Genomic DNA, 26,292 nt, shown 5'->3' on the forward strand with positions numbered 1-26,292 from the left:
AGCCTCTCACATCTTAAAAGCTTTCTTTCAGCTGGCCGGTCCGATAGGCGTTCACCAATGCCTGCAATTCCCTGACTTCCTGTTCCAGCTCCTTACCCTGGTCAGTGTCGCGGACCGTCATTCTCTTTGGAAGCGTCTCTACCGTAGTAATCTGCGGCGTATGGAACACCTGCGTCCCATCCTCCTTCAGCGGTTCATACGGCTTGTGCTCCGACAGAGCCATATACCTGGAATTGAAAATGAAGGTGTATCCTGCGATTCCCGTCTGCTTCTGATAAGCCTTGGAAATTCCGCCGTCGATAATAATCAGCTTGCCGCCTCCCTTAACCGGGCTTTCACCGTCTTTAATCTTCACCGGTACATGTCCGTTGAGAATATGGGAAGTTTTCGGATCCAGGCCGAATTCTTCCAGTATCTTTTCGCAGACAGCTTTGTCGTTGATCAGCTTATAGTACTCTGTCGTATGCTCTTTGTGTGATTTTTTGTCAGCAATGAAGCAGCGCTCGAAGGTCGTCATTTGATCCTTGCCGAACAGCGGCGAATTGTTGCTGAGCCACAGATACCACATGATATCTCCCGATCTTCCGATTTCTTCCGATTCGTCGGGCACAAAATAAGCTTTTCGCACCTGCTCGTCCAGATAGTCCATGTAGGCCTTGCCCTTTTTGGTAACGCCGTTGACCGTACATTCTTTGAACTCTCCGTCCGCTGTCATTGGAATACATCCGTGGTACAGCAGGTTTCCGTTGATGCTCTTGTAAAGACTGCCGTGGCTGTACATGAAGCGGATATGCTTCTGCAGCTTTTCACTCTGCAGGAACGCTGCCTCCAGGGACTGGAGAGTCTCCTTTTCTTCCTTTGTCAGCTCATACGGGTTTTCCGGATCAATGGTTGGAAAGTTCTTGTCCCGCAGTTCGTAAGTAACGCCCTTGATCTCAATGGTGCCATTTTCATAATCCACTTTGTCCAACAGCATTCTGTGTTCCAGCTTGTACTCAGGATGCGCCATGATCCGCTGGCCCTCCACCTTGAACTGGCAGATGGCAATTGCCTTGTTCATTTTGGCCGCCAGATCTTCATCTACCGGATCGTATTCATTTTCATCGAGGATTTTAGGCTTGAAATATTCACACGGGTCGTCGCCATAGATGGTTGAAGCCAGGATCGCCAGCGGCCGCAGATTGATCCCGTACCCGATTTCCAGCATGTCGAAGTTGTTATAACTGATGTTCATTCTCAGAACATTGGTAATGCAGGCCCAGTTTCCTGTGGCAGCTCCCATCCACACAATATCGTGATTTCCCCATTGAAAATCCACGTCATGATAATCCATCAGAAAATCCATGATCGTATCCGGGTGCGCGCCCCGGTCCCAGATATCGCCGATAATGTGAAGCCTGTCTACGGCCAGATTGCTGATCAGGTTGGCCAGCTTGATAATAAACTCTTCGGCTACCCGGCATTCAATGATGGAGTCAATGATTTCACTGTAATAGTGTGCTTTGTTGGCCTCATCGTCGGCGTGAAGCAGTTCATCCATGCTGTAAGCCAGGTATTTGGGAAGTCTCTTACGTACTTTTGAACGAGTGTACTTTGTAGATACGGACTTACAGATCTCCACCAGCTGGTAGATAGCCGATCTGCACCATTTGTCAAAGTCAGCTTCGGAAGCCTTTCTTCTTTTCAGCTCAGCCTCCGCGTTGTAGACCAGCGCAGCCAGTCCCGCTCTTTCCTCTCTGGAAAGGTCAGGCCCGAAGATCTCATCTACTTTTGAACGAATGACGCCGGAAGCGCTTTTCAGCATGTGGATAAAAGCTTCGTGCTCTCCATGGAGGTCACTCAGAAAATATTCGGTCCCTTTGGGCAATGCCAGAATCGCGCTCAGGTTGATTATCTCAGCGGAAGCCGCCTTTATGTTCGGATAATCTTTTGACAAATGCCTTAAGAATTGTTCATCAATCATATCTGTTCCCTTCTCCTCAGATCATAAAATTATACGATATTCACCAGTTGAGCCGGCAATGCCGCTTCCAATTGGAGAAAATAGTATGGAAAGTAAGTAAATTGTATAGACTATTTTATTTTATCATAAGTCAATTACCACCGCAATGAGGATATTTAGCTCCGGCGGATAATCTTGCGGCCGGCTTCTTTTCTTTTAAAGCTTTGAAATCCGTTTTGTCCGCGGTAATGCAAAAGCTCTCTTACCTCAGCGGCAGAGAGCTTTCGTGCGTTCATTTAAAGGAGTGTAAAATGTCAAAGATACAAACATTTACTCTATAGTATGATTACCATACGGTTTGTGTGCTTGATTTCTGCGAAAATATTGTATACTATGCGAGTCAGGTCGCAGCAGGTTATGATCCTGCCTCCGGACTGTGTTCGGCTAAGAAGAAACGTCTATCTGGGGTTTCGCATTGTAACGCGCTAAATTATTTCCGGATCTTTTGTCCAGAAAAATAGGCAGGAGCGGATCTTTTTTCAACGTTCCTTACCCTTGCCGGTCAATCTTAAGTGGAAATTTCACAAAAATAAATCTGGAATACCCGCAAACCCACAGATTTCATCCGCTTTGGTCCAATTTCAAAGCAAAAAGCGCCAGGCCATCTTCTTTGCCAGACAGCTCGCAAGTTATACTATTTTCCTCAATTAAAAGCGGCGTTGCCGTAAGGCACAGAATGGTGAAACAGGCAGGTCCGGTAACTTTTCCGGATTTTTTCGAAAAGTTACGCATTTCTCAACGATCTGCGGCCTTCAAAACGCCTTTCAGCACAAATTTTCATTTCTTACGGTTTCGAGCACCCGCAGAACCCGCAACTTTGCGTAACTTTCCATCATTTTTTTAAAAGTTACCGCGGCCGGATTTGCGACCAAAATCCAACCTTCCTGACAAATCCCGCAGCCATCAGCCCGAAAAAAGCGTCTTGGTCGCAAGGCCATAGCCTGCGGAGAAACCTCATCTACCGGGCTGCCTGCTGATAGGCAAAACGCCGGCCGCATGGCGCAAAAAAAGAGTCCCTGTTAAAAGACTCCTTTCCTGGCACTGTATGTAGAATTTTAAAGTCGGGTGTGATGAACATTTGCTGATACAGTACGTTGTCTATTCTATATGATAAGGCTTTAAATAGAAACCGGTAATTGTTGGTAATTTTACGCAGCCTTGATTTTGACCCGTTAAGACAGTATGTCAGACCGGCATTCTCTCCGTTATATTATATGCTCAGCTCTGCTCTTCCGCTTAAAAATCTCCGTTTGTATTTTAGATTGGCATACTCGGTCACTCGTTTCATATAAACCGTATTGTAAGCACCGCCTACTGCTCCAACGACAGGAATCCCCTGGAGAAATTTCAGGTACAGCAGTTCTCTTGAAAACAATGCCGCCGTCTCCCGAATCTGCTCTTTTTGGTCATAGTGCTCCGGAAGGGTTTGGTCCCGGATAAAACCGTCGGCATCCCGGTTGATGGTTTCCGCCCGCTGTCCATAGGAAACCGCCCCTTGCAGCAGGAGCAGAATGAAATAACGCTCTTCCTCAGACTCATAATCGTAACCATAGCTGAGCGCAATTTCATAGATGCTTTTCAGCATCATTGCAGTCAACAGGGCAATATCGGGGACACCGATTCCCAGAACGCCCAGCCCGACACCGGAAACGCCCGACAGCAGCAAATTCACGCTTCCCGTACCTTGTGCGTTTCTGGAAAAAGCCCGTAAGGTCCTGCGGTCTTCCTGCACATCGGCTGCGTATTCCCTGACTTTATAGTTCTTTTCCCGCTTTTCCTTGCGGTAGGTCTTTTCTATAACTCCTGTCCCCTTTTGGAAAACGATTCCAAATGCCTTGATAAACGCAGCATCCAAGGTATCCTGCAATTTGTCCGGTATCTTTCCCTCCAGTGTTTGATTGAGGAACGTATCTTTTTTCTGCGCATGTTTTTTCAGAAACCGCTCTTCCTGCCTTTTCAGCTTTTGCCATTCTTTCTCCCAGGCGGTTTTTCTCTCAAGCAGCCCCATATCCTCTGACCTCCTCACTTTTGTATAAGGCCCATACCAAAGTACACGCCCGGCTCGTAACGATTGTTGCCCCCATTATATCAAACTGCCGGCACAGCGGCCAGCAAAACAGGCAAAAAGCAAGGCCCTCTTGCCTTCTTATCAGCAGAGAGCCTTTGCGTGTTTCTTTCAATATGTCAGACCGGCAGCCTTCCTGTAAACTTGTAGTTAATCAGCACCGCGGCAAGAAGTATCACAACTCCTGCCCAAAATATGATCGCGCCCCGCTTGCCTTTTGGCATTTTCTCTTTTTCTTTCATAATAGAGGTCTCCTTTCCTTCATCAGATACACACTTGTTATTTATTATACCAAAAGACCGAACCATTGACCAGCAAAAGGATATCCGCTATTGTCAATTCCGCAGAAGTCCAGATATTCAAAAACCCTCTCCAAAAATCGGAGAGGGTCCATATCTTTATATGAGATAAAACGAACTTCGTATCACCATCACCACAGAAATTCCATTGCTGCAGCAAACGTCTTTGCGGCAGGAGCTACGGATTGGCAGTCTTCTATTTTCCGCTCAATTCCTCAATGTTATACGGAGTTGCCTGGTAAACGTAGTAGTTGAGCCAGTTGGAGAAAAGCAGGTTGGCATGGGCACGCCACCGGAACAGAACCTCCTGCTCCGGATCATCGTCCCGGAAATAGTTGGCCGGCACCTGAATATCCATACCTTTATTGATATCCCGAAAATATTCGCCGGCCAGGGTGTCCTTGTCGTATTCCTGATGCCCCAGCACGAAAATCTGCCGTCCGTTTTCCGTGGAAATAATGTGGGGTCCCACCTCCGGCGAGTCGGCCAGAATCCGCAGCTCAGGATGCTCCTGAACCTCTTCTCTGCGGATTTCCGTATGTCTGGAATGGGGTGCGTAAAAAATCGAGTCGAATCCACGCATCAGCGGATTGTGAGCGCGGGTTACCCGGTGCTCGAAAACGCCGAATACCTTCTGATCCAGCAGGTGCTTATCGACACCGTAATAATAGTAAAGCGCCGCCTGTGCTCCCCAGCAGATGAACATATTGCTGTATACGTGAGTCTTGCAGAACTCGAAGATCTCGCACAGTTCCTTCCAGTAGTCCACCTGCTCATAGGGCATCTGTTCTACCGGTGCTCCCGTCAGAATCATACCGTCAAAATATTCGTGCTTGATTTCGTCCAGGGTCTTATAGAAAGCATCCATGTGCTCCTGGGAAATATGGGTGGATTCATGGGAATCCATCTGCACCAGAGTCATCTCCACCTGCAGCGGGCTGTTGGCCAGCACGCGCGCCAGCTGGGTTTCCGTCGCGATCTTGGTCGGCATCAGATTAACGATGACGATTTTCAGCGGACGAATGTCCTGGGTCATAGCCCTGGCCCGGTCCATGGTAAAAATATTTTCTTTTTGCAGCGCTTCGGCTGCCGGTAATTGATTTGGTATAATTAAAGGCATCTATCTCCCTCATTTCTGCTGTAATATTATCGGTCCCCACACGCCCAAATATCAATGGCGGCAAGAGGATAGCCTGATTTTGATAGTTTTATCGTGATTCAGGAAACAGAAAGCGGCTAACTATCAATCAAGCGATTTCAATTGCGTTATTTTGATAGTTTTACAAAGATTCTACCGCTTTCTTTGTTGAAAGTATCATTTCCTCGGTTTTTTATGTTCTGTTGGATATTTTCGATTTTGGATAAAAGTCAAGCTGCCGGGATACGAGTCCCGGCCCCCAGATTGGTGAAAAATGCTATTTCACTTTATCCAATGCCTGGTCAAAGTCGTAGATAATATCGTCAATGGATTCCAATCCCACGGATACACGGATCAGTGAAGGACTGATTCCTGCCGCGATCTGCTCGGATTCGGAAAGCTGTCTGTGGGTGGTGCTGGCCGGATGGAGCACGGAGGTACGAATATCTCCCACATGCACGACAATGCTGGTCAGATCCAGGTTTTCCAGGAACTTTTCGCCTGCTTCCTTGCCTCCCTTTACGCCAAAACACAGCACACCGCTGGCTCCCTTTGGCAGGTATTTCTGTCCCAGCTCATAATACTTGTCGCCCGGCAGTCCCGGATAAGTCACCCAGTCCACCATCGGATGCTCCTGTAAATGTTTCGCCAGCGCCAGCGCGTTTTCACAGTGGCGCTCCATTCTCAGGTGCAGCGTCTGCAAGCCCTGATGGGTCAGGTAAGCGTTGAGCGGCGCCATGGCGCAGCCGAAGTCGCGAACCAGAACAGCAGTCAGCCTGGTGCAGAACGCCGTCTGCCCAAATTTTTCATAAAAACGAAGGCCGTGATAGCTTTCGTCCGGCTCCGTCAGGCCCGGGAATTTGTCCGATGCTCCCCAGTCAAATGTGCCGCCTTCCACAATCATGCCGCCTACACAGCTGGCATGTCCATCGGAATACTTGGTCGTGGACTGGATCACGATATCCGCGCCCAGTTCCAGCGGCCGGCACAGCGCCGGAGTCGCCAGCGTGTTGTCCACAACAAGAGGCACGCCGATCTCTTTGGCAATTTTAGAGAATTTATCGAAATCCAGAATGCTGAGGGCCGGGTTTCCCAAAGATTCGCCAAACACCGCCTTTGTATTGGGCTTTGCCAGCTTGAGGATTTCCTCAGCAGGAAGATCCTGATCCACGAAATCCACATCGATTCCCAGCTTTTTCAGGGAAACACCCAGCAGATTGTGGGTTCCTCCGTAGATATTGGAAGCCGAGATCACGTGATCGCCCGCATTGCACAGATTCAGCACGGTAATCAGCGTCGCCGCCTGCCCGGAGGAAGTAGCGATTCCTGCCGTTCCGCCTTCCAAAAGCGCCATCTTCTCTTCTAAAACTTTAACAGTTGGGCTTGCCAGTCTTGTATACATGAAATTGGGACTTTCCAGATCAAAAAGCTCCGCAACGTCCTGCGAATTATAATATCGGTAAGTTGTATTCTGAACAATCGGAGGCACCTGCGGCTCACCGCTTCCCGCTTTGTATGCTCCGTGAACGCATTTTGTTTCAAATGCCGGTTTCCGTTCTTTCGTCATAATCGTATCTCTCCTGTTCCTTTGTATAGATACTGAATATATTACACCATTTGTTGGGAAATGACAAGGAAGTTGTGGGGGCTTAGGTCTTTGTTTAAAACAATTCTTTTTCCGAAGCGGTTGACATCGCAGCTGTCAAATGGTAAAATATTACATGTAAATATATGGGATATTTTGGGCTGTACGATGCGAGCTGTCTGGTGAGAAGATGGCCTGTCTGACTGGCGCTTTTTGCTCTGAAATTGGACCAGAGCGGATAAAATCTGTGGGTTTGCGGGTGTTCCAGATTTATTTTTGTAAAATTTCCACTTAAGATTGTCCCGCAAGGGTAAGAAACGTTGCAAAAATGTCCGCTTTTGCCTGTTTTTTTGGATAAAAGATCCGGAAACAATTTAGCGCGTTATAACATGAAATCAGACAGACGTTTCTTCCTAGCTGAGCGCAGTCCAGAGACGGCGGAGAGCAGAGATTGTTTTTGGGTTTGCGACCAAATTCCAATTTTACCAGCAAGTCCTGCGACCATTACCCCCAAAGAAATACCTTGGTCGCAGAGCAAATTCGAAAAAAGCCGATTCGGCGGCAAGATCATAACCCTGCTGCGACTTGACTCGTATACTGTACTATTTTCATGTACGGTACGGAAGATTTTCTTGCCTTCATCAAACAAACTGCTATACTAAAAGGAGAAAGAAATTGGAGAAAAAGAAAGAACTGAAGGATTTAAATTTACTGGATCGATTTTTGTTTGCCGAAGCCGTGGAGGACCCGGAGATTCTGCAGGATATGCTGGAAATTATCTTGGGAAAAGATATCGTGCTGAAGCATCTGCCCCAGACCGAGAAGGAAGGCCGCCGGGCGGCCTGGAGCCGCCAGATCCGCATGGATGTGTGGGCCATGGATGAGAATGAAACCATTTACGATGCGGAAGTTCAAAAGAAAAACACCCACAACCTGCCCAGGCGAACTCGGCTGTATAACGGACTCATCGACAGCAAGCTGCTGGAGTCAGGGGACATCGAATACAATAAGATGAACGACGTGTACATCATTATGATTATGCCCTTTGACCTGTTCGGGCTTGGCCTGTACCGTTACACCTTTCGCATGGCCTGCCAGGAAGTGCCCGGGCTGGAACTGGATGACGGAGCCACCAGGATCTTCCTCAACACCAGGGGAACCGACCCCGCGGGCATCAGCCAAGAACTGATCGCCCTGCTGCGATATTTTGAAGAGACATCCAAAGAAGTGGCGGAGCATTCTTCCAGCAGCAGGATTCTGAACATGCAGGAAAAAATCGAACAAATCCGATCCAGCGAGGAGATTGGAGTGAAATACATGAACGCATATGAGGAAAGGCTGCTGGAGTTGCAGGAGGCCAGAGAAGAAGGACTGAAAGAAGGCCGGGAAGATGGCCAGCAAAAAGCCTACAAGGAAATGGCTGTTGAACTGAAAAAGCTGGGCAGACCATTGGAGGAAATTTCGAAGGTCACGAAGCTGAGTATTGAGGAGATTGAGGCACTATAATCCCCTAAGAGTCCCCGGCGCTTTCCGCAAAAAAAGTCCGGCAATTCCCTGGAAACTGCCGGACCAATATTCTCTGTTTAATATAACCTGTTTATCAGCGTCCCGACCAGATATTGCGCCGGAACTCGATATAAGTCGCGATAAAATAGATCAGATACACACCCATGAAAAATGCCAGGGAGATGCCGTAATAGAATAGCACCGGTGTGTTTATCCCCGTATAGAAGATGAACTTATGGCTGGCAAAGACGGAAATCACTCCGCTCATGACCGCCGCCACCAGCACCGGACATAAGTAGTAAATGGAAAGCTGTTTCAGCACCACTTTGTCGATCTCCTTTTCATTGAGTCCCAGCTTGCTCAGCACTTGATAGCGGAATTTGTATTTTGCCGCATCACCCAGCTGCTGCACGGAAAGGATCGTCATTGCCACGCATAAGAACACAATACTGATGTAGAAAAGCGGATAGCAGACAGCCGTGATAATGAAGCGGGTCTGCTCCAGCAGATTGGTCTGCACCAGAACCGTATCTGCCATGGTCACAACCTGATTGGTCCCGAATCCCCAGGTAATGCGCATATTCATCCGGCTCGTATCTTCATCTTCATAATTCTGGGTCTTGGCCAGCTTTTCCTGCAGTCCGTTCGGAGCCTTTCCTACGATATCCACAGCCATCAGCGAGTAAAACGGTTTCATGGATGCTGCCGCACTGTCGGGCACAACCAGTAAATAATCCGCCCCGTTTTCTCCGCTCTGTGAAAATGGTATTGTGGAGATTCCTTTGCAGCTCAGCTCTTTTTCGCCTGCCCGCAAAGGCTTTTCCTCCGCAAATCCTTCCATCGTATCCCGAATCCGTTCCTTTGTCTGAATCAGGTACTGATCTTCATCCAGGCTGACCTTTGAAAATCCCAGCATATGGCGCAATTTGTTATAATCCGAAAGCTTCATATAAGTATCATAGTCAAAGAGCTCGTTCTCCCCTTCATCCGGGTACTTCTCCTTCAAGGGCTTTGTTTGCTGAAAATAAGGAAGATTCTCATAGAGATAGTCGTTTGCTGCCGTGCTCCCGTTCTCATAGATGCGGTAAATCATCTGATCCTTGACCTTTGTTTCCTTTTCAAGGACCTCCCGCTGGGCTGTAAAATCATCGTTTGTCTGATCACTGAATACGATCACATCGAAGGGAAGCTCCGCATCCAGCTCTCTTTGCTGAAAATCGCCGAACATCATGGCCACGGAGCAGCCGATCAGCGCCGCAGTAAAGAGAATGGTCAGGGTCCCCATGGTAAACCGCATGGTCTTGATCTTGGAAGCCATCTGGCGGAAAAGGAACAGATTGGAGCCCTTGTAGACCCGCTTGCCTTTGCGTTCGATATAGGAAACGGCCATGCCGGAGAAACCTACATAAAAGAGGTAGACGCAGACAATCAGCACCGCGATCATCGGCCACACATTGGCCAGAGTAAATTCTCCTGTAAATAGGAAAACCGCGAAGATCACGAAGTAAATCAGCGAAACAATGAACCAGACGGAGGAAGCCTTTCGTGTCTTTTCGTGCAGCTTCTCATTCTGCTTGTCCAGATAGATCAGGTCGTGGATGTTCATCTTTTTAAACTGCCGTTTGTTCCTCAAAAGGGCAAAAAAATAAACCAGCCCGTAAAGACAGATGGTCAACAGGAAGCCCCATCCGCTGACATGGACCGACAGATGGTACTGCCTGCCATAGATGCTGTAAAAGATCACCGTCAGCACCTGCTGCAAAAAGATTCCCGGCAGGATGCCCAGCAGAAAAGCTACGATTCCCAAAAGTCCGTTTTCCCGTATAAAAAGCTTGCTGATCTCTTTCTTTTTCATCCCCAAAAGCATATAGGTTCCGAATTCCCGGCTCCTTTTTTCCAGCATAAAGCGGATCATATAGTGGATCAGCCAGGCGATGATAAATATGATGAAAAAAGTAGCTATAGCGATCATGGCCGCCATCATTCCTCCGCCCTGGACGTACAGTTTGAGGATATCCTCTGAAAAAATCATCGAATCAAAGGCGAACATAAGCGCTGCGATCGCAGCCATGGTTACCAGATAGATCAGGTAATCCCGCATGGAACGGCGGGCGTTTCGAGCAGCCAGTTTACTCAGCATGGGAAAGGTCACCTCCCGTGAGAGACAGCACTTCCAGGATCTCATCGAGGAACTGCTTTCTGCTTTTTTCACCCTTTCGCAGCTCATGGAAAATCTCGCCGTCTCTGAGGAAGAGAATCCGGCTGCAATAGCTGGCGGAAAAAGCGTCATGGGTCACCATGAAAATCGTCGCTCCCAGATCCTCATTCATAGTTTTGAAGGTGGAAAGAAGGATCTGCGCTGACTTGGAATCCAGCGCGCCGGTAGGCTCATCGGCAAAGACCAGCTGCGGCCGGTTAATCAGCGCCCGCGCACAGGCACACCGCTGCTTTTGCCCGCCGGAAACCTGATGGGGAAACTTCGCCCCAATCTCTGCGATTCCCAGGCGCTGCATAATTTCATCGGTTCTCTTGCGAATTTCCTTAGCCGGCTTTTTGTGAAGCGCCATGGCCAGGGTTATATTTTCCTCAATGGTGAGGGTGTCCAGCAGGTTGAAGTCCTGAAAAACAAAGCCCAGCCGCTCTTTTCGAAACTGAGCCAGCTCATCGTCATTCAGTACCGTAATATCCGTATCTCCGTAATAGATGTGCCCGGAGGTAACCTTGTCGATGGTGGACATCAGGTTCAAAAGCGTACTCTTTCCTGAGCCGGAAGCGCCCATGACTCCCATGAATTCCCCCTCCTGCACCTCAAAGCTCACCCGGTTTACCGCCTTGGTCACATTTTCCTTGCTTCCATAATATTTTTCGATATCACATATTCTGATCGTTCCGTTCATTTGTGTATCTCCTTTCTCTGTGATATCTAAAGTATAGAGCAGGACCCGCGCCCGATGTATCGCTTACGCTTACATGAATCTTACAGATTTGAAAGATAACTCAGATCCCGTAATAATCGCTTCTGGGGAAGGTCAGGTCAATTCTGGTATAGCGGCCTTCCTCTGACGCTGCGCTGATCTCGATTCCCAGCTTGCGGCACAGCTTACGGCACAGATAAAGTCCGATCCCCGTAGATCTTGCTCTGCTGCGTCCATTGGTCCCAGTGAACCCTTTGTCGAAAATACGGCTGATCTCGCTCCCTTTGATCCCGATGCCCTCATCCTCCACAGAAAGCCGCACGCCGTTTTTCACATCCCGCCCCAAAATCCGGATCTTTCCGCAGTCTTCCTTTTTATATTTTGCCGCGTTGATCAGGATTTGGCTGAGGATAAACTGCAGCCACTTGCCATCGCTGAAAACCTTGCCGCAGGAGCAGTCCACCTCAATGGTCATCCTGTTTGCGATCAGGAAGGATTTATTTCTGGCAATGGTCTGGTTTATCACCTCTTCCAGATCCGTTTCCTCTATGAGATAGTCCTGGTACACCGAATCGGACCTGGCGTAGAACAGCGCCGATTCCACCAGATTTTCCATCTTGGAAAGCTCCGGCAGGATCTTTCTGGCCGTCTCCTTGGCATCAGGCTCGGTCTGATTCTGACAGACCAGAGCCGCAGCCGTTATGGGCAGCTTCACATCGTGTATCCAGCTCTCAATGTATTCTTTGTATTCCTTTTGCTCATCCTCCAGCCTGCGAATGGCCTCGATGACCGACTTATTGGAGCGCCGGATAATTTCCCGGTATTTTTTATCCTCGCTGCGGCTGGGCCTGCCCATGACTTCTCCCAGCAGATAGGGTTTGTCCAGCTGATGAAAAATAGCCTCTATCTCCTTAAAATAACGGTTTCTCCGCGCATACCTGCAGGCAAAAAAAATCACCAGCAGGAAAGCCCAGCCCACAAGGAGCAGAATCGTCATGCTTATATCCACCCCTCCTGCCGTAAGGTAAACGGCCACTGCCAGCATAGCGGACAAATTCACAAGCAGCGCCGGCATCCGGTCTTTCAGATATTCAAAAATGGTCATCCGTCTCACTCCTCACAGCTTGTAGCCCAGCCCGCGCTTGGTTTCGATCAGATCGGCAACGCCGATATCTGCCAGCTTTCCTCTGAGTCTGGTCATGTTCACGCTCAGGGTATTATCGTCAATAAAGACCTGATTGTCCCACAGATACTCGATCAGGTCCATGCGGGAAACCACCTGCCCGGTATGGGAAAACAAATAGGTCAGAATCCGAAACTCGTTTTTCGACAGCTCACTTTCCTTCCCCTCATAGGAAACAGTGCAGGCCAGCAAATCCAGGGTGACATCCTTATAAGTGATGGCCGTCACCTCCTGCTCGTTCTTTTTACCCGTCCGTTTGAGGACCGCTGCGATTCGTGCCAGAAGGATCGGGGCCTGATAGGGTTTGCTGACGTAATCGTCCCCGCCGGAGGTGATGCATTCCAGCTCGTCCATAGAAGTGTTTTTGCTGGTGACGAAAATCACCGGAACATCGGAAAACTGGCGCAGTTTGCGGCAGACAGAAAGGCCGCTCTGGTCCGGAAGATTGATATCCAAAAGCACCAGATCGGGACTTTCTTTTTTAATCTGCTCCGGCAGATCGGTAAATTCTGTGGCAGCCACCGACTCATAAAGGGCGTTTTTAAGCATCAGCTGCAGCTCTGTGCGGATGGTTTCATCGTCTTCGACAATCATAATTTTATACATAAGACTCTCCTGTTGTGTTATATATAAGACCATATCACAAAATCAGCAGGGGATAAAGAGGAAAAATGCGCCGGGTAAACCTCTTCACAGGTTCGAGGCCGCATTTTTTTGTATACGAAAATTCTTAAAGCATAATTACCCTCCCCTCCCGCATACCATATTATGTATATTATTTGGGGAGGATACCATGAGACGAAAAATCAGAAAGATGAGAAATAAAATTCATATACCCAGGGTACGGACAAGACGTAGCTTCAGCTTTCATCCTGAGATGCTGGTAAGGTTTCTAAAACCGCTGCTGATCATCCATATCATCGTAATCTTTGTGCTGGTTGTCGTGCCTTTCACCATAACCAAAGTTTTCATACCGGAACAGGCTGCCCCTGAAAAAACAGCGGACAAGACCGAGCAAAAGCCTGTAGTCGAGAGTATAAAAAAAGAAACCATTCCCAAGAAAATCACCGTATACCGCAAATCAATAGGAAAAACAGAGTCCGTTGCCTTTGAGGATTATGTCAAAGGGGTGGTGGCCAGCGAAATGCCCTCGACCTTCGAAAAGGAAGCGCTGAAAGCCCAGGCTGTAGCAGCCCGTACATACTCGCTGTCAAAATATCTGCGGGCCAAAAAGAGCGGCAACCCATCTGCCCATCCCAAGGCCCCCGTGTGCGACACGGTCCACTGTCAGGTTTTCCAGGACGAAAAAAACTTGAAAAAGGTCAAGGGCAGCAAATGGATGAAATCCGACTGGAAAAAGATCTCAGCCGCAGTGGAAGACACCAGGGGCCAGCTGATGTACTACAATGGCAAGCTGGTAGAACAAGCCCTGTTCCACTCTTCCAGCGGCGGAAAAACGGAAAACTGCGAAGATGTTTTTTCAGCAGCCGTCCCCTATTTGGTGAGTGTGGAAAGCCCTTATGAGGATGATGCGACCCACAAAAATGAGAGCACCTCCATGTCAATCTCAGAATTCACCTCTAAATTAAAGGCCGCTTACCCAAAAATCAGCTTTGGTACGGTTACGGCGGACAATATAAAAATTAAATCACACAGCAATGGAGGCCGGGTGGAAAAAATGAAAGTCGGCAGCGGCACGGTTACCGGCATCCAGGTGCGGCAGGCCCTGGGCCTTTATTCAGCCAACTTTAAGATCACAACTTCAAAAAACACGATCACCTTTACCACCACCGGTTCCGGCCACGGCGTAGGCATGAGCCAGTACGGGGCCAACGGTATGGCCAAAGCCGGTTACAATTACAAAGAAATACTGTCCCACTATTACAGCGGCACAGTAATTCTTTAAAAATATTGAGTAAAGGTTACTTATTTGCTATTTACATGATTTTTCACTTCGTTGTAAGAAAGGTCACATCCGTGGCAGCCTTTGCAGCTGCCGCAGCAGCCTCCATTCTTACGCTGTTTTACGATCGAACGGATTGCCAGCCCGAAAAGAGCCGCTACTACAATCCCGACCAGTATTGTCGCTAACATTACGCCATCACTTCTTTCCTTTGAATTCTTGTTTCAGTCCTGGCCGGACGGAGCAGCAGATAGAGCATGCCTGCCAGGACAGCGATTGCAACTGCGGTACCGATGGTGAAGCCCGCTCCTCCGAAAAAGCTTCCCAGCTGGAAAATCATCAGGGCAATCGCATAGGCAAATACAGTCTGATAGCCAATTGCGAAGGCCGTCCATTTTGCGCTGGCCATCTCCCTTTTGATCGCTCCAATGGCCGCAAAGCACGGTGCGCACAGAAGGTTGAACACCAGGAAGGAAACGGCAGCCACGGCCGACGGGAACATGGTCATGGTAGACGCCCACAGTCCCGGATCGTCTTCCGCCGCGTCAGCAACGCCGAAGAGCACACCGAAGGTTCCCACCACATTTTCTTTTGCCACCAGACCTGTGATGGTGGCTACGGATGCTTTCCAGTCCGCAAAGCCCAGCGGAGCAAAGATCCAGCCAATGGCATGGCCGATGCTGGCCAGAACACTGTTGTCGATATCATCTACCATACCCCAGCTGCCGTTTTCCCAGCCAAAGGCCTGTAAGAACCAAATCACTCCGCAGGCTACAAAGATAACCGTACCTGCTTTGATGATAAAGGCTTTGCATCTTTCCCACATATGTATCAATACGCTGTTTGCCGCCGGTCTGTGATACTGAGGCAGTTCCATGACAAATGGCGCCGGATCTCCCGCAAACATTCTGGTCTTTTTAAGGATAATACCGGAAACAACTACAGCCGCGATTCCCAGGAAATACATGGCCGGTGCCATCCACCAGGCGCCTCCCATGATTGCCCCTGCGATCAGTGCGATTACCGGCAGCTTGGCGCCGCATGGAATGAACGTCGTTGTCATGATGGTCATTCTTCTGTCTTTTTCGTTTTCAATGGTCTTGGTGGCCATAACGCCCGGAACACCGCATCCTGATGAAATCAGCATGGGGATAAAGCTTTTTCCCGACAGTCCGAACTTGCGGAAGATACGGTCCATAATAAAGGCGACTCTTGCCATATAGCCGCAGTCCTCCAGGATAGACAGGAAGAAGAAGAGCACGAACATCTGCGGTACGAAGCCCAGTACGGCTCCCACACCGCCAATAATACCATCTACCACCAAACCTGTAAGCCACCCGGCCGCGCCGGCGCCTTCCATCCAGCCCTGCACCGTTGGCGCGATCCATTCACCGAAGAGAGTATCGTTGGTAAAATCCGTCACAATGGTTCCGATGGTCGTTACGGAAATATAGTATACCACAAACATGACAGCTGCGAAAATCGGCAGCGCCAGCCAGCGGTTGGTTACGACCCGGTCTATCTTATCAGAAGTCGTCAGGCCTTTATTACCCCTTTTGATTGCCCGCTCAGCGACCTGGGTTATGTAATCGTACCGCTCATTGGTAATGATACTTTCCGCATCATCCTCCATGGATTCTTCTACCCTGGCGATAATGGTTTCCATTTCCTTGAGCTGAGATGCTTTCAGGCTGAGCGTTTCCATAACCTTCTCATCCCGTTCGAAAGCTTTCACTTCAAACCAGCGTCTGTTATCGGCACTGGCTGCGCCTGACACCAGATGCCCCAGCTGGTCAAGGGCAGCTTCCACTTCTCTTGAGAAGCCATGGCTTGGCTTTGCCTTCTGTCCCCTTTTCGCCAGCTCCACCGCCAGATTTACAGCTTCTTTGCAGCCGGTTCCCTTTAAGGCCGAAGTTTCCACAACTTCACATCCAAAGGCTTCTTTCAGCTTTCGCAGATCGAACTTATCCCCGTTTTTTCTCACCAGGTCCATCATATTGACCGCGATGACCATGGGAATGCCCAGCTCCAAAAGCTGCGTCGTCAGATACAGGTTACGCTCCAGATTGGTTCCGTCAACCAGATTGACAATGGCGTCCGGTCGTTCTTTAATCAAATAGTCTCTGGTTACAACTTCCTCAAGGGTATAGGGAGACAGGGAGTAGATTCCCGGAAGGTCTGTTATGATAACATCCCTCTGTCCTTTCAGCTTCCCTTCCTTCTTTTCCACAGTTACACCCGGCCAGTTTCCGACATACTGACTGCTTCCGGTCAGATCATTGAACATGGTCGTCTTTCCGCAGTTGGGGTTCCCCGCTAACGCTATTTTAAAGCCCATTCTTATTCCTCCTGAAATTCATCATACAGTTATTTTAAACTAACTCGTCGTCAAAAAAAATTACGCCATTTCGATGTTTTCCGCTTCGCTCTTGCGCAGGGAAAGCTCATAACCGCGCACATTAACTTCAATCGGATCTCCCAGAGGCGCGACTTTTCTTACAAAGATTTCCGTACCTCTGGTAATTCCCATGTCCATGATCCGCCGCTTGGTCGCACTGGCCCCATGAAGCTTGACTACCTTGGCAGTGCCGCCGACTTTCACATCTCTCAATGTTTTCATTTTTCAATTCTTCCTTTCTCAGACAATAATTCTCTTTGCCATACTTTTATCCAAAGCCACTCTCGTGTCTTTTACATTTAAAATCATGTTACCGGCAAGGTAAGATACCACCGTTACGGTTTCTCCCTCTACAAATCCCAGATTATTGAGAAATCTGCGGCTTTCATCTTTTCCGCTGATCCTTCTGATCTTTCCGGATTCCCCGGTTCTTATCATAGTTAAAGGCATCACAGCAACCTCCTCTTCTTCGGTTAGTTTTATCTCACTAACTAGGTTAGCTATAACTTACCACTCTTTCTTAAATTTGTCAATAGGGTTTCTCCATTTTATCCATAAAAAAATCCTGTTACGATTGCCGCAGGTTTCCTTTACAGGTTTCGGAAACCGTGAATCGCAACAGGATTGCTTTTACTGGGCTGCGCTGCGCCCCTCGGCTATGGCCGCATTGCAGCTGGCGTCAATACCGGCGGCAACCTCTTTAGGCGTTTTGCTGCCTCTGTAGAGCTCCTGAATGTTAGGATAAAAGACAGCCCGCACGCCCTCCCAGTTGGGGGTATTGTTCAAAAAGTCCACCACATTGGGGGAATTATCGCTGTAGGCCTGCATCATAAACACTTTATCCTTGTTCTCCTCTACATATGATTTGAGAACCGGCGTGCTGCTCAGAGAGTACTTCAATAAATCCTTATCCGAATAGATGAAACGGATAAAATCCCTCGACGCCTTTAGCACGTCTTCGTTGCCGTTGTCGAAAAGAGTAAAGCCGTTAAGGTAGCTGGTAGCATATCCCTTTCCGTCTGGGCTGGGGAAATTGGCCAGAAAAACATCCAAATTATAAAGGTTTCGACAGTCGTTCAAATTGACCTGATTTCCCATACAGATCGCCATCTGGCCGTTATAGAATAAGTCCATATTGGCTGCCAACTCCATATTTTCCGCCCCCTTGGGCGTGATTCCCTGTTCATTGAGATTCTTAAGCCACTTTAGCGCTTTGATTCCCTCCGGCGTATTGACGGCAAAGTTGCCTTCCTTGTCAAAGATTCCGCAGCCGTAAGCCCGAAGGAAGGTCATAGTGTGCAGATCCCCCTGGTTATTGGACGCATAGGCGAACATGGGGAAATTCTGGCCGCCGGGCATAGAAGCTTTCAGCCCCTTCAAAATCGTATTGTATTCCTCGGTAGACCACTGAGCAATCGTGCCTTCCTTTGGAATGTATTTTTCCAGGCCCGCCTTTTTCATCAGCGTTTTGTTGACCATCAGCGTATTCTGCAGTTGGAAGTAAGGCATGAGATACGTCTTGTCTCCCACCATGCACTGTTTCCAGATGGCATCATCGACGTCACCGCGCAACTCATCATCGATCACATCATCCCAGGTAGCCAGCCGATTTTCCAGAATATAAGTAGGCATGTTGAAGGAACCACCAAAGAGAATATCCGCCGCCTCTTCGGTACCGATTTTATCGACTACCTGTTCCTTTTCATCCACATATTGAAACTTTTCGATTTTGAAATTCACCTTCGCGTCTTCATACTGCGCATTGAATTTGTCCGCAGCCTCCGTAAAGAGATCGTAGATCTCAGCATCAGGATGGTCCGCGTCGTAAGCCATTGTCATAGGCGGACATTTAATGCGGATCGTTACTGCTTTCTGTTCTTTTTTTGCACCGCAGCCGACCAGTACTCCGCACAGGATCAGCGCTGTTATCAGGGCTAAAAATCGTTTTTTCATATGCAACCTCCTAGTTGTTCTCCCGCTTTTGTGCATTTTTTATATCCAGCTCAGAGAGCTTTGCCAGCAGCATATTTACATCCAAAGGCTTGGTGACAACGCCGTTCATACCACACCCGAGAGCCCGGTCCGCCTCTTCTTTAAAGGCATTGGCCGTCAGAGCAATGATGATCGTTTCCTTGCTGTCCGGCCGCTCCAGCGCCCGAATCGCCTCCGTAGCCTCGTAGCCGTTAAGCACCGGCATCTGAATATCCATCAAAATCACATCAAACCAATAGGGCTGGCTCTGTGTGAAAAGATCCACCGCTTCCTGCCCGTTGACGGCGCACTCTACGGCTGCCTCGTATCCTGCCAGGATTTCCATAAGAATCTCTCTGTTGATATCGTTGTCCTCCACAACCAAAATGCGTTTTCCCGCCAGTGTTTTCTGATCCTCCGGCTCCGATGATGCCTGTGTGTCCTCCTGTCCTGCGACAGGGAAAGGAATCCGCACGGTGAAGGTTGTGCCTTCTCCCGGCCGGCTTTCCACTCCAATGGTACCGCCCATTTCCTCTGCCAGAATCTTGCTCAGTGTGGTACCCAGTCCGGTACCATTCTGTGAACCGATCCTTCGCTCCTGTTCAAAGGGCTGCCAGATTCTCTCCAGAAACTCCGCGCTCATCCCGCAGCCTGTGTCAATCACCTTGAAAAATGTCTCTGCAGTCTCTTCATGGGGCCGCTGGTTAACAATAAGGGAAATCTTTCCGCCAGCAGGCGTAAATTTCAATGCATTGCCCAGCAGGTTGACGATGATCTGCTTGAGCCGCACCTCATCGCCCATGACCCAATTGATCTCCATTCCCTCACAGTCTATCTCAAAATGTTGTTCGCGCGCCTCAGCCTGAGGGCCGACCAGCATCTGAATTTCACGAAGGAGTTTTTTCAGATTCATCCTTTCGCTGTAAAGCTCCAATTGGCCGCTTTCAATCTTTGACATGTCCAGCACATCGGTAATGACGCTTTTGAGAAACTCGGCGGACACCTCCGCTTTCTCCAGGTACTCTTTCTGCCTCTCCCGATTGTCCAGATTCTGCCGCATCAGATAAATCAGGCCTGTAATCCCATTGAGGGGCGTGCGAATCTCATGGCTCATGTTGGCCAGGAACGCTGATTTCGCCTGCTCAGAAGCCTTTGCTACCTGGGCCGCACGCACGGTTCTCAAAACAAAGGTTATGATAATGATAAGCACGATGCACAAAATAGCGAAGAAAAAGAGCGACCTCTTTAAAAACACCTGCGTAACTTCTGCCGTAACCTCCGAGGGAACTTTGACGGCCATGTACCATCCATTGTTATAGGTGGCATCCCCCATGGGCTTTAATATGACACCGTATTGAACGCCCTCAAAAACGTATTCGGCATAAAAACTCTTCCCCTGGGCTATGGCCGCTTCACACTGGCTCATGGAAGCAGTCCCCATAAACTTTGCCTGTTTGAGCTCCGTAAAATAGTTACGACTGGTTTCGCTGTCATAGTATTTGCTGGCGGTAATAATTTCCCCGCTGGGCTGAATCACCAGAGTTGTCCCCCGACCGTCAAAGCTCTCAAGACTTGTCAGTCCATCCAGTTCTTCTATGGGTATCAGTCCGGCAATACCTTCGACCTGCTCTTTTCCATAAGTAATCGGCGTGTCCAGCCGCAAACCGTAGAGCAGATATTCACCCCACGCCTCCCGCTTATCAACGGCAAGACGAGACACAAAGTCACCGGTCGCCGCCTGATAGGTAGCGGCCCACGGCATTTTGTTCAGGGAAGAAACCAGATACGTGCTGTCGTAGGTTTTCCCTTCCCTGGTAATAAAATATAGTTTCTGAAATGCCGTAGCCTGAGCCTCCACGCTTAAAAGATAGGGAAGATCCATTTGGTCTTCGTCTCGAATTGTTCCCATCCGCTTTGCCAGGGAGCGGAGGTAATTCAGCTGGCTGTCAACCTGACTTCCTACATTTCGAATATCATGATCAGCCAATTGATTCATAAAGGACTTGGTCGTACCGCTGACCACGCCTTCAATACTGTTCTGGTATAATAAATATCCACCGATCAGGATGGCTAGACTAATCGCGCACACAATAAAAAAAGTTGGCCATTTTCGTTCTGACAGGCGTTTTTTATTTTCCTTCATGCGGAAGTCTCCTTTCGTCATCCATTCTCGCTGCACTTAAATCATTATACCACGGTAAAGAATGGCAGACAAGAAAGTAACTGTTTTTTAAGTACACGGAAAAACAGCACAGTCTTTTGACCGTGCTGTCCATAATTTATATCTTTTATTTTTAGTAGTTTTCCGGCTTAACCTGGAAGTAAGCTTTTGCGTGGAAGCATACCGGGCAAACTTCCGGAGCTTCTTTGCCGACAAACTGGTGTCCGCAGTTGGAGCACTGCCATACAACCTCTTCATCTTTTGCGAATACTTTTCCAGTCTTAACGTTCTCTGCCAGCTTTCTGTATCTTTCTTCGTGCTCTTTTTCGATGGCAGCTACGCCTTCCATCTGAGCCGCGATCTCTGGGAAGCCTTCTTCTCTGGCAGTCTTAGCCATTTCAGCATACATTTCGGTCCATTCGTAGTTCTCGCCTTCTGCTGCCGCGATCAGATTTTCTTCTGTTGTGCCGATGCCTACCGCATGCTTGAACCACAGCTCAGCGTGTTCCTTTTCATTGCCGGCAGTCTCTTCAAAGAGCTTTGCGATCTGCACGTAGCCTTCTTTTTTAGCCTTGGAAGCATAGAATGTGTACTTGTTCCTTGCCTGGGATTCTCCGGCAAAAGCAGTCAGTAAGTTTTCCAGTGTTTTTGTTCCTTTTAAATCTTTCATTTTGTTCCTCCTCAATAAACATATCGTCATATAGCTTATAATAAATGCATACTCATTGGTTACTGTTTCTTTATTAGTAACTCTTCTCAATAAGTAATATATACTATTATTATCCAATAGTCAATAGTATTTTTAACAAAATCTCAAAAAAGTTTTCACTTATTTTATAATATCCGTGTATTTTTTCCAAATCAAACAGTTATGTCCATAGTATATCATATTCGGGAATAGAATTCTCAACCTTTCGAATTTTCATTTTTATTGTCTTTTAAAAAATGAACCGCACCAGCGCGTTGATACGGTACTGGTGCGGTTCTATACACGATCTGCTGATCAGTTGTCTTCAATTCGAATAATCGTGGCTCCCAGGCCTCTGAATTTTTCCACAAACCTCTCATAACCCCGATCAATATGATAAATGTCCGAAACTTCCGTGGTTCCCTCTGCGACTAACCCGGTGAGAACGACTGCCGCTCCTGCACGCAGGTCGGTAGCTACCACCTGTGCGCCCTGCAGCTGCTTATCGCCCGGTATAATCGCACAGTTTCCGTCGGTCTTAATGTTGGCGCCCATTCGGTTAAACTCAGCCACATGCATGAATCGGTTTTCAAAGACAGTCTCTATGACAACACTGGGGCCCTTGGATACAGCCAAAAGCGCCATGAACGGCGACTGCATGTCCGTTGGGAATCCAGGGTACGGCAGCGTCTTAATATCCGTAGAAACGATTGGATTGACGTCACCTCTTACCACCATGCCTTCATCGGTCATGTAGATCTCAGCGCCGCATTCTCTCAGCTTGGCGGTCACCGGCTTTACATGGTCCGGCAGAATATTTCTGATGAGAATATTTCCCCTCGTTATAACGGAAGCAACCATAAAGGTTCCGGCTTCGATGCGGTCGGGAATTACGTGATGGCTGACACCATGAAGCCGTTCCACGCCTTCAATTTTAACCGTATCGGTTCCCGCGCCTTTGATCCTCGCGCCCATTTTATTTAAAAAGTTGGCCAAATCGACAATCTCCGGTTCCTGTGCGGCATTTTCAATGACTGTGGTGCCTTCCGCCAAAGCCGCAGCCATGATAATAACCTCCGTAGCCCCTACGCTGGGGAAATCCAGATAAACGTCATTACCCATCAGCTTGTCTACTCTGGCTTCCAGCGGCCCCTGGTGTCCCTCATCCTCTTTAATCTCTACGCCCAGTGCCCGCAGGCCTTTCAGGTGCAGCTCGATCGGTCTCTTTCCAATCGCGCAGCCTCCGGGAAGAGGAATCACCGCTTTGCCGGTCCGCGCCAGCAGAGGTCCGATTACCAGAATCGACGCGCGCATCTTCTTCACAAGTTCAAAGGGAGCCTCAGACTCCACAACGTTCTTTGCTTCTATTTCAACAATGTTTTCATCCAATCTGTCATTAACCTCAGCACCCAAACTGCGGAGAAGCCGGCACATGACATCCACGTCCCGCAAGGCAGGAGTTTCCATAATCGTACACTTTTCATCAGTCAGCAAGGCTGCTGCCATGATCGGAAGTACAGCATTTTTTGCTCCGCTTATCTCAACTTCCCCTTTTAACGGAGCACTTTTTTGCACCAAAAATTTTGCCACTTCTTTCCTCCAAACATTTTTATCTAATTTACAGTATACCTGTTTCATTCTTCTATTTCAAGGATAATAAACAAAAGAAAGAGACATTAAATGTTTCATGCTAAAGGGGAACAAAACATATTTTTTATTGCCTCTTTCCTTCCTAATTATTCTTGCCTTGTTTTTACAGAAACATTCCTGCATAAAGAAAAAAAGCATTGCACGCAACGCTTTTTTCAATCATGTTCTGCCAACCGGTTTACAGGTCCTTCAGTTCCTTGATGCAGTTTTCACATACGTTCTTTCCTTTGATCTGTTTTACCGTCTTTGCACTGCCACAGAAGATACAACATGGTTCATATTTCTTGAGTAAAATGTAATCCTCATCCACAAAGATCTCAATTGGATCTTTGATTTCAATATCCAAAGTTCTTCTCAGTTCAATCGGCAGTACGATCCTGCCCAATTCATCCACTTTCCTAACAATACCTGTCGCTTTCATAATGTCTCCTTTCTCCGCAGCAGGGCACAGCCCTTAATCCAATCTGCCGCAGTCCCACAAAACTCACCCTTACTGTTCTTTGTCTTTTTTTCTGTTCACCAGGTTCTTCAGCGAACCAAGCGCGTTGACGATGGAGGTCAGGGCCGCAACAACGCTTTGATTTCCTTTAATTACATCCGCCATTCCACTAAGGGATTCCGCTACATCACTGATAGACTCATTGACCTGCTCTGTCCTTTCAGCTGCTATAGTGGATATTCGTTCCGTATCCTCTAAAATCTTGTTAGTATGCCTGATGGTCGCGATAAGATTTTTCATAAATATAATACAAAAAATAATCAAAACCAGCAGGGCAATAATTAACAATGCCCATCCTAGTGCCTTTAAATCCAGTGTTACTACCATATTCGTACCTCCGCCCCTTAAGCAATATATCTCTATTATTACATAAATTGTAAATTGTTTCAACAAGTTTTTATATCTATTTTCTTAATTAATCGTTAAGAAAGCGTTTTCGCTCATATTTTAAAGGTTTGGGAATAAGTTTACCTTGAGGTGACAAAACATGATGAATTATATATGGGCGGGAATGCTCTGTCTTGGAATCGGATTTGCCTGCGTCAGCGGAAATCTGAGCAGCTTTACGGACGGCCTGATGGAAAGCTGCACCGAAGCGGTGGAGTTCGTCATCAGCCTGATCGGTATTATGGCGGTATGGAGCGGACTTATGAATATCGCCGACAAGTCCGGGCTAATTGAAAAAATTTCCCGAAAAGTGCGCCCTTTGATGCATTATCTCTTTCCTCTGGAAAAAGACGATCAGACCATTGCCGTTATGCTGATGAGCTTTGTGGCAAATATTTTCGGCGCAGGCAACAGCGCTACGGTGTTTTCCCTAAAAGCGATGGAACGGCTGGATGATGAAAACCAGCAGTCGCCCTATGCCAGCAATGCCATGTGTATGTTTACCGCCGTGACCATGTCCATGGTCCAGCTGGTCCCGGTCACGATCATTAAGATCCGCAACGATCTGGGTTCTGTCAACTCAGGAAGCATTATCATTCCCTCCATCATCGCAGGGCTGATTTCCATGGTCGTTTCTGTGGCCGTATGCAAATTTTTTGAAAGGAAGTATCCTGATGTCCACCGTCCTTAGTACGATCTCTGTCTTTTTTATTCCTGTTATTATAACGGTTATCATTGTCTATGGCCTGAAAAAAAAGGTGGCTGTTTACGATCTCTTTGCGGAAGGGGCCAAGGATGGAATCGCTACGGCAGTGGAAATCCTGCCTTTTATCATCGCCATCTTTATCGGTATCGAAGCGATCACCGCTTCCGGAGCCATGGAATGGCTGGAAAGGATTTTGGGTCCGGTTTTTGAGCTGGCGGGGATTCCCAAAGAGTTAATCTCGCTCATCATGCTTCGCCCCGTATCGGGCAGCGGCTCCCTGGTCCTGGCGGAACGGATCATGCAGGAAAACGGCGCCGATACGCTGATCGGCAGAGCGGCCTCTGTCATGGTCGGAAGCTGCGAGACGGTCTTCTATGTTCTGGCGCTGTACTTTGGCGTTACTGCCGTAAAAAAAATGAGACACGCCTTTGCAGCAGGTCTCATCGGTTATATTGTAGGTATTTTTGCTTCGGTCCTGATCTGCCAGATCATTTGACCGGCGTTTCGTCTGTTCTCTCATAAATTCTCTGTATTTCGTCGGAATAAACACCTTCCGCCTTATATACAAAAAGCGTTTCCAAAAGTCTCAGTTCCGGTCCGCCGCCCTTTACACAGTGTATCAGGACGATATTGGGAATTTGGCCCGCTCTCGGTGCGACAAGCCGCATTTCCTTTGGTTCCAGCCCGTATTTTCTGCACAGCGAGAAAATATCCACCAGTCTGCTGGGCCTGTGAACCATGTAAAAATCGCCCCTGTCCCGCAGCAGACGACAGGCACAGCCGATAAAATCCTCCAGCGTTCCCACTGTTTCGTGACGGGCAATAGTCTTGGCCTGGTTTGCATTGACAAGGCCTCCATTTCCCGCCATATAAGGCGGATTCGCGGTCACTGCGTCCGCCCATCCCGTGAGCCGGTCAAAGTCCGCCACATTGGCCTGGATAAAGGACAGCCGCTCCGTAAGGCCATTCAGCTCTGCGTTTCTCACCGCTCTCGCCCACGCATCCTCCTGATACTCAATGCCGTATATGGTTTCCGCGCTCGTCTTGTGGCTGAGGATATGGGGGATAATACCTGTTCCGGTTCCCAGATCCACAATTCGCCGGGCCGGCTTTCTGGCAGCAAAATCGGCCAGAATCACCGCATCTACTCCGTAACAAAAGTCCTCTGGTTTCTGGATCAGCCTGAGATCGGAAAATCCGATCTCATCAATTCGTTCTCCTTTATACAGCATACCT

24 protein-coding genes are annotated in these 26,292 nt (G+C 48.2%); 4 read left to right on the forward strand and 20 right to left on the reverse strand.

From position 1 onward, the window contains the following. Positions 1–13 precede the first annotated feature (13 nt). From NE619_RS14440 to NE619_RS14460, 5 genes are all read right to left on the reverse strand, one after another. Complete coding sequence (locus NE619_RS14440) at positions 14–1,963, reverse strand: fructose-1,6-bisphosphatase (RefSeq protein ID WP_256133155.1); 1,950 nt, start codon at positions 1,961–1,963, stop codon at positions 14–16. Positions 1,964–3,212: 1,249 nt separating this feature from the next. Then, positions 3,213–4,010 carry an EcsC family protein gene (locus NE619_RS14445; RefSeq protein WP_256133156.1) on the reverse strand — a complete coding sequence of 266 codons (798 nt, stop codon included), beginning with the start codon at positions 4,008–4,010 and terminating at the stop codon, positions 3,213–3,215. A 176-nt stretch (positions 4,011–4,186) separates the two neighbouring features. Continuing rightward, a complete protein-coding gene (locus NE619_RS14450) occupies positions 4,187–4,309 on the reverse strand; it encodes a hypothetical protein (RefSeq protein ID WP_256133157.1) in 123 nt (40 codons plus the stop codon). 253 nt (positions 4,310–4,562) lie between these two features. Further along, complete coding sequence (gene metA, locus NE619_RS14455) at positions 4,563–5,486, reverse strand: homoserine O-acetyltransferase MetA (protein WP_256133158.1); 924 nt, start codon at positions 5,484–5,486, stop codon at positions 4,563–4,565. Between the two features lie 295 nt (positions 5,487–5,781). Beyond that, the gene (locus tag NE619_RS14460; RefSeq protein ID WP_256133159.1) at positions 5,782–7,071 is read right to left on the reverse strand and encodes an O-acetylhomoserine aminocarboxypropyltransferase/cysteine synthase family protein; all 1,290 of its coding nucleotides are present in this window, start codon (positions 7,069–7,071) and stop codon (positions 5,782–5,784) included. Positions 7,072–7,764: 693 nt separating this feature from the next. Here NE619_RS14460 and NE619_RS14465 point away from each other — a divergent pair. Then, positions 7,765–8,595, forward strand: a complete 831-nt coding sequence (locus NE619_RS14465; protein WP_256133160.1) for an Rpn family recombination-promoting nuclease/putative transposase — start codon at positions 7,765–7,767, stop codon at positions 8,593–8,595. Between the two features lie 94 nt (positions 8,596–8,689). Here NE619_RS14465 and NE619_RS14470 read toward each other — a convergent pair whose 3' ends face one another. The 4 genes from NE619_RS14470 to NE619_RS14485 all read right to left on the reverse strand — a co-directional run bounded on the left by NE619_RS14470 (position 8,690) and on the right by NE619_RS14485 (position 13,299). Next, complete coding sequence (locus tag NE619_RS14470) at positions 8,690–10,735, reverse strand: FtsX-like permease family protein (RefSeq protein WP_256133161.1); 2,046 nt, start codon at positions 10,733–10,735, stop codon at positions 8,690–8,692. Beyond that, positions 10,725–11,492 (reverse strand): ABC transporter ATP-binding protein, encoded by a 768-nt coding sequence (locus NE619_RS14475; RefSeq protein ID WP_256133162.1) that lies wholly within the window; start codon positions 11,490–11,492, stop codon positions 10,725–10,727. Before NE619_RS14475 ends, NE619_RS14470 begins: the two co-directional genes overlap by 11 nt. A gap of 100 nt (positions 11,493–11,592) precedes the next feature. After that, on the reverse strand, positions 11,593–12,615 hold the full coding sequence (locus NE619_RS14480; protein ID WP_256133163.1) for a sensor histidine kinase: 1,023 nt from the start codon (positions 12,613–12,615) through the stop codon (positions 11,593–11,595). Positions 12,616–12,627: 12 nt separating this feature from the next. Beyond that, the gene (locus NE619_RS14485) at positions 12,628–13,299 is read right to left on the reverse strand and encodes a response regulator transcription factor (RefSeq protein ID WP_256133164.1); all 672 of its coding nucleotides are present in this window, start codon (positions 13,297–13,299) and stop codon (positions 12,628–12,630) included. Positions 13,300–13,486: 187 nt separating this feature from the next. Between NE619_RS14485 and spoIID the strand changes: the two genes are divergently transcribed. Then, positions 13,487–14,599 carry a stage II sporulation protein D gene (spoIID, locus tag NE619_RS14490; RefSeq protein ID WP_256133165.1) on the forward strand — a complete coding sequence of 371 codons (1,113 nt, stop codon included), beginning with the start codon at positions 13,487–13,489 and terminating at the stop codon, positions 14,597–14,599. 20 nt (positions 14,600–14,619) lie between these two features. Here the strand turns inward: spoIID and NE619_RS14495 are convergent, their stop codons facing one another. The 10 genes from NE619_RS14495 to NE619_RS14540 form a co-directional block, all read right to left on the reverse strand. Then, positions 14,620–14,787: a FeoB-associated Cys-rich membrane protein gene (locus tag NE619_RS14495; RefSeq protein WP_256133166.1), complete on the reverse strand. Its 168-nt coding sequence runs from the start codon at positions 14,785–14,787 to the stop codon at positions 14,620–14,622. Then, the gene (gene feoB, locus NE619_RS14500; protein WP_256133167.1) at positions 14,787–16,934 is read right to left on the reverse strand and encodes a ferrous iron transport protein B; all 2,148 of its coding nucleotides are present in this window, start codon (positions 16,932–16,934) and stop codon (positions 14,787–14,789) included. The genes NE619_RS14495 and feoB overlap by 1 nt, the downstream gene beginning before the upstream one ends. 60 nt (positions 16,935–16,994) lie before the next feature. Further along, positions 16,995–17,216 carry a FeoA family protein gene (locus NE619_RS14505; RefSeq protein WP_256133168.1) on the reverse strand — a complete coding sequence of 74 codons (222 nt, stop codon included), beginning with the start codon at positions 17,214–17,216 and terminating at the stop codon, positions 16,995–16,997. 18 nt (positions 17,217–17,234) lie between these two features. Continuing rightward, positions 17,235–17,444 carry a FeoA family protein gene (locus NE619_RS14510; protein ID WP_256133169.1) on the reverse strand — a complete coding sequence of 70 codons (210 nt, stop codon included), beginning with the start codon at positions 17,442–17,444 and terminating at the stop codon, positions 17,235–17,237. 180 nt (positions 17,445–17,624) lie between these two features. Then, a complete protein-coding gene (locus tag NE619_RS14515) occupies positions 17,625–18,947 on the reverse strand; it encodes an ABC transporter substrate-binding protein (RefSeq protein ID WP_256133170.1) in 1,323 nt (440 codons plus the stop codon). 10 nt (positions 18,948–18,957) lie between these two features. Next, positions 18,958–21,108 (reverse strand): ATP-binding protein, encoded by a 2,151-nt coding sequence (locus tag NE619_RS14520; RefSeq protein WP_256133171.1) that lies wholly within the window; start codon positions 21,106–21,108, stop codon positions 18,958–18,960. Between the two features lie 151 nt (positions 21,109–21,259). After that, positions 21,260–21,796, reverse strand: a complete 537-nt coding sequence (locus NE619_RS14525; RefSeq protein WP_256133172.1) for a rubrerythrin family protein — start codon at positions 21,794–21,796, stop codon at positions 21,260–21,262. 333 nt (positions 21,797–22,129) lie between these two features. Next, positions 22,130–23,404, reverse strand: coding sequence for a UDP-N-acetylglucosamine 1-carboxyvinyltransferase (gene murA / locus NE619_RS14530; RefSeq protein ID WP_256133173.1), 1,275 nt, complete (start codon positions 23,402–23,404; stop codon positions 22,130–22,132). A 238-nt stretch (positions 23,405–23,642) separates the two neighbouring features. Continuing rightward, positions 23,643–23,885 (reverse strand): AbrB/MazE/SpoVT family DNA-binding domain-containing protein, encoded by a 243-nt coding sequence (locus tag NE619_RS14535; RefSeq protein WP_256133174.1) that lies wholly within the window; start codon positions 23,883–23,885, stop codon positions 23,643–23,645. A gap of 69 nt (positions 23,886–23,954) precedes the next feature. Beyond that, complete coding sequence (locus NE619_RS14540; RefSeq protein WP_256133175.1) at positions 23,955–24,290, reverse strand: hypothetical protein; 336 nt, start codon at positions 24,288–24,290, stop codon at positions 23,955–23,957. A 160-nt stretch (positions 24,291–24,450) separates the two neighbouring features. On the opposite strand from NE619_RS14540, the gene NE619_RS14545 reads away from it, so the two are divergent. Together NE619_RS14545 and NE619_RS14550 are read left to right on the forward strand one after the other, a co-directional pair. Then, positions 24,451–25,041, forward strand: coding sequence for a nucleoside recognition domain-containing protein (locus NE619_RS14545; protein WP_256133176.1), 591 nt, complete (start codon positions 24,451–24,453; stop codon positions 25,039–25,041). Beyond that, positions 25,025–25,552, forward strand: a complete 528-nt coding sequence (locus NE619_RS14550) for a spore maturation protein (protein ID WP_256133177.1) — start codon at positions 25,025–25,027, stop codon at positions 25,550–25,552. Before NE619_RS14545 ends, NE619_RS14550 begins: the two co-directional genes overlap by 17 nt. Here NE619_RS14550 and NE619_RS14555 read toward each other — a convergent pair. Next, entirely contained in the window at positions 25,545–26,288 is a 744-nt protein-coding gene (locus NE619_RS14555; RefSeq protein WP_256133178.1) for a tRNA1(Val) (adenine(37)-N6)-methyltransferase, read from the reverse strand. The genes NE619_RS14550 and NE619_RS14555 overlap by 8 nt on opposite strands. Between the last annotated feature and the right edge of the window lie 4 nt (positions 26,289–26,292).

Source organism: Anaerovorax odorimutans, assembly GCF_024459955.1.
GTDB lineage: Bacteria > Bacillota > Clostridia > Peptostreptococcales > Anaerovoracaceae > Hominibacterium > Hominibacterium odorimutans_A.

Excerpts from the sequence above, each read along its gene's own strand:
- NE619_RS14440 (WP_256133155.1), bottom strand. The coding sequence starts at position 1,963 with ATGATTGATGAACAATTCTTAAGGCATTTGTCAAAAGATTATCCGAAC.
- NE619_RS14445 (WP_256133156.1), bottom strand. The coding sequence starts at position 4,010 with ATGGGGCTGCTTGAGAGAAAAACCGCCTGGGAGAAAGAATGGCAAAAG.
- NE619_RS14450 (WP_256133157.1), bottom strand. The coding sequence starts at position 4,309 with ATGAAAGAAAAAGAGAAAATGCCAAAAGGCAAGCGGGGCGCGATCATA.
- metA (WP_256133158.1), bottom strand. The coding sequence starts at position 5,486 with ATGCCTTTAATTATACCAAATCAATTACCGGCAGCCGAAGCGCTGCAA.
- NE619_RS14460 (WP_256133159.1), bottom strand. The coding sequence starts at position 7,071 with ATGACGAAAGAACGGAAACCGGCATTTGAAACAAAATGCGTTCACGGA.
- NE619_RS14470 (WP_256133161.1), bottom strand. The coding sequence starts at position 10,735 with ATGCTGAGTAAACTGGCTGCTCGAAACGCCCGCCGTTCCATGCGGGAT.
- NE619_RS14475 (WP_256133162.1), bottom strand. The coding sequence starts at position 11,492 with ATGAACGGAACGATCAGAATATGTGATATCGAAAAATATTATGGAAGC.
- NE619_RS14480 (WP_256133163.1), bottom strand. The coding sequence starts at position 12,615 with ATGACCATTTTTGAATATCTGAAAGACCGGATGCCGGCGCTGCTTGTG.
- NE619_RS14485 (WP_256133164.1), bottom strand. The coding sequence starts at position 13,299 with ATGTATAAAATTATGATTGTCGAAGACGATGAAACCATCCGCACAGAG.
- spoIID (WP_256133165.1), top strand. The coding sequence starts at position 13,487 with ATGAGACGAAAAATCAGAAAGATGAGAAATAAAATTCATATACCCAGG.
- NE619_RS14495 (WP_256133166.1), bottom strand. The coding sequence starts at position 14,787 with ATGTTAGCGACAATACTGGTCGGGATTGTAGTAGCGGCTCTTTTCGGG.
- feoB (WP_256133167.1), bottom strand. The coding sequence starts at position 16,934 with ATGGGCTTTAAAATAGCGTTAGCGGGGAACCCCAACTGCGGAAAGACG.
- NE619_RS14505 (WP_256133168.1), bottom strand. The coding sequence starts at position 17,216 with ATGAAAACATTGAGAGATGTGAAAGTCGGCGGCACTGCCAAGGTAGTC.
- NE619_RS14510 (WP_256133169.1), bottom strand. The coding sequence starts at position 17,444 with ATGCCTTTAACTATGATAAGAACCGGGGAATCCGGAAAGATCAGAAGG.
- NE619_RS14515 (WP_256133170.1), bottom strand. The coding sequence starts at position 18,947 with ATGAAAAAACGATTTTTAGCCCTGATAACAGCGCTGATCCTGTGCGGA.
- NE619_RS14520 (WP_256133171.1), bottom strand. The coding sequence starts at position 21,108 with ATGAAGGAAAATAAAAAACGCCTGTCAGAACGAAAATGGCCAACTTTT.
- NE619_RS14525 (WP_256133172.1), bottom strand. The coding sequence starts at position 21,796 with ATGAAAGATTTAAAAGGAACAAAAACACTGGAAAACTTACTGACTGCT.
- NE619_RS14535 (WP_256133174.1), bottom strand. The coding sequence starts at position 23,885 with ATGAAAGCGACAGGTATTGTTAGGAAAGTGGATGAATTGGGCAGGATC.
- NE619_RS14540 (WP_256133175.1), bottom strand. The coding sequence starts at position 24,290 with ATGGTAGTAACACTGGATTTAAAGGCACTAGGATGGGCATTGTTAATT.
- NE619_RS14545 (WP_256133176.1), top strand. The coding sequence starts at position 24,451 with ATGATGAATTATATATGGGCGGGAATGCTCTGTCTTGGAATCGGATTT.
- NE619_RS14550 (WP_256133177.1), top strand. The coding sequence starts at position 25,025 with ATGTCCACCGTCCTTAGTACGATCTCTGTCTTTTTTATTCCTGTTATT.
- NE619_RS14555 (WP_256133178.1), bottom strand. The coding sequence starts at position 26,288 with ATGCTGTATAAAGGAGAACGAATTGATGAGATCGGATTTTCCGATCTC.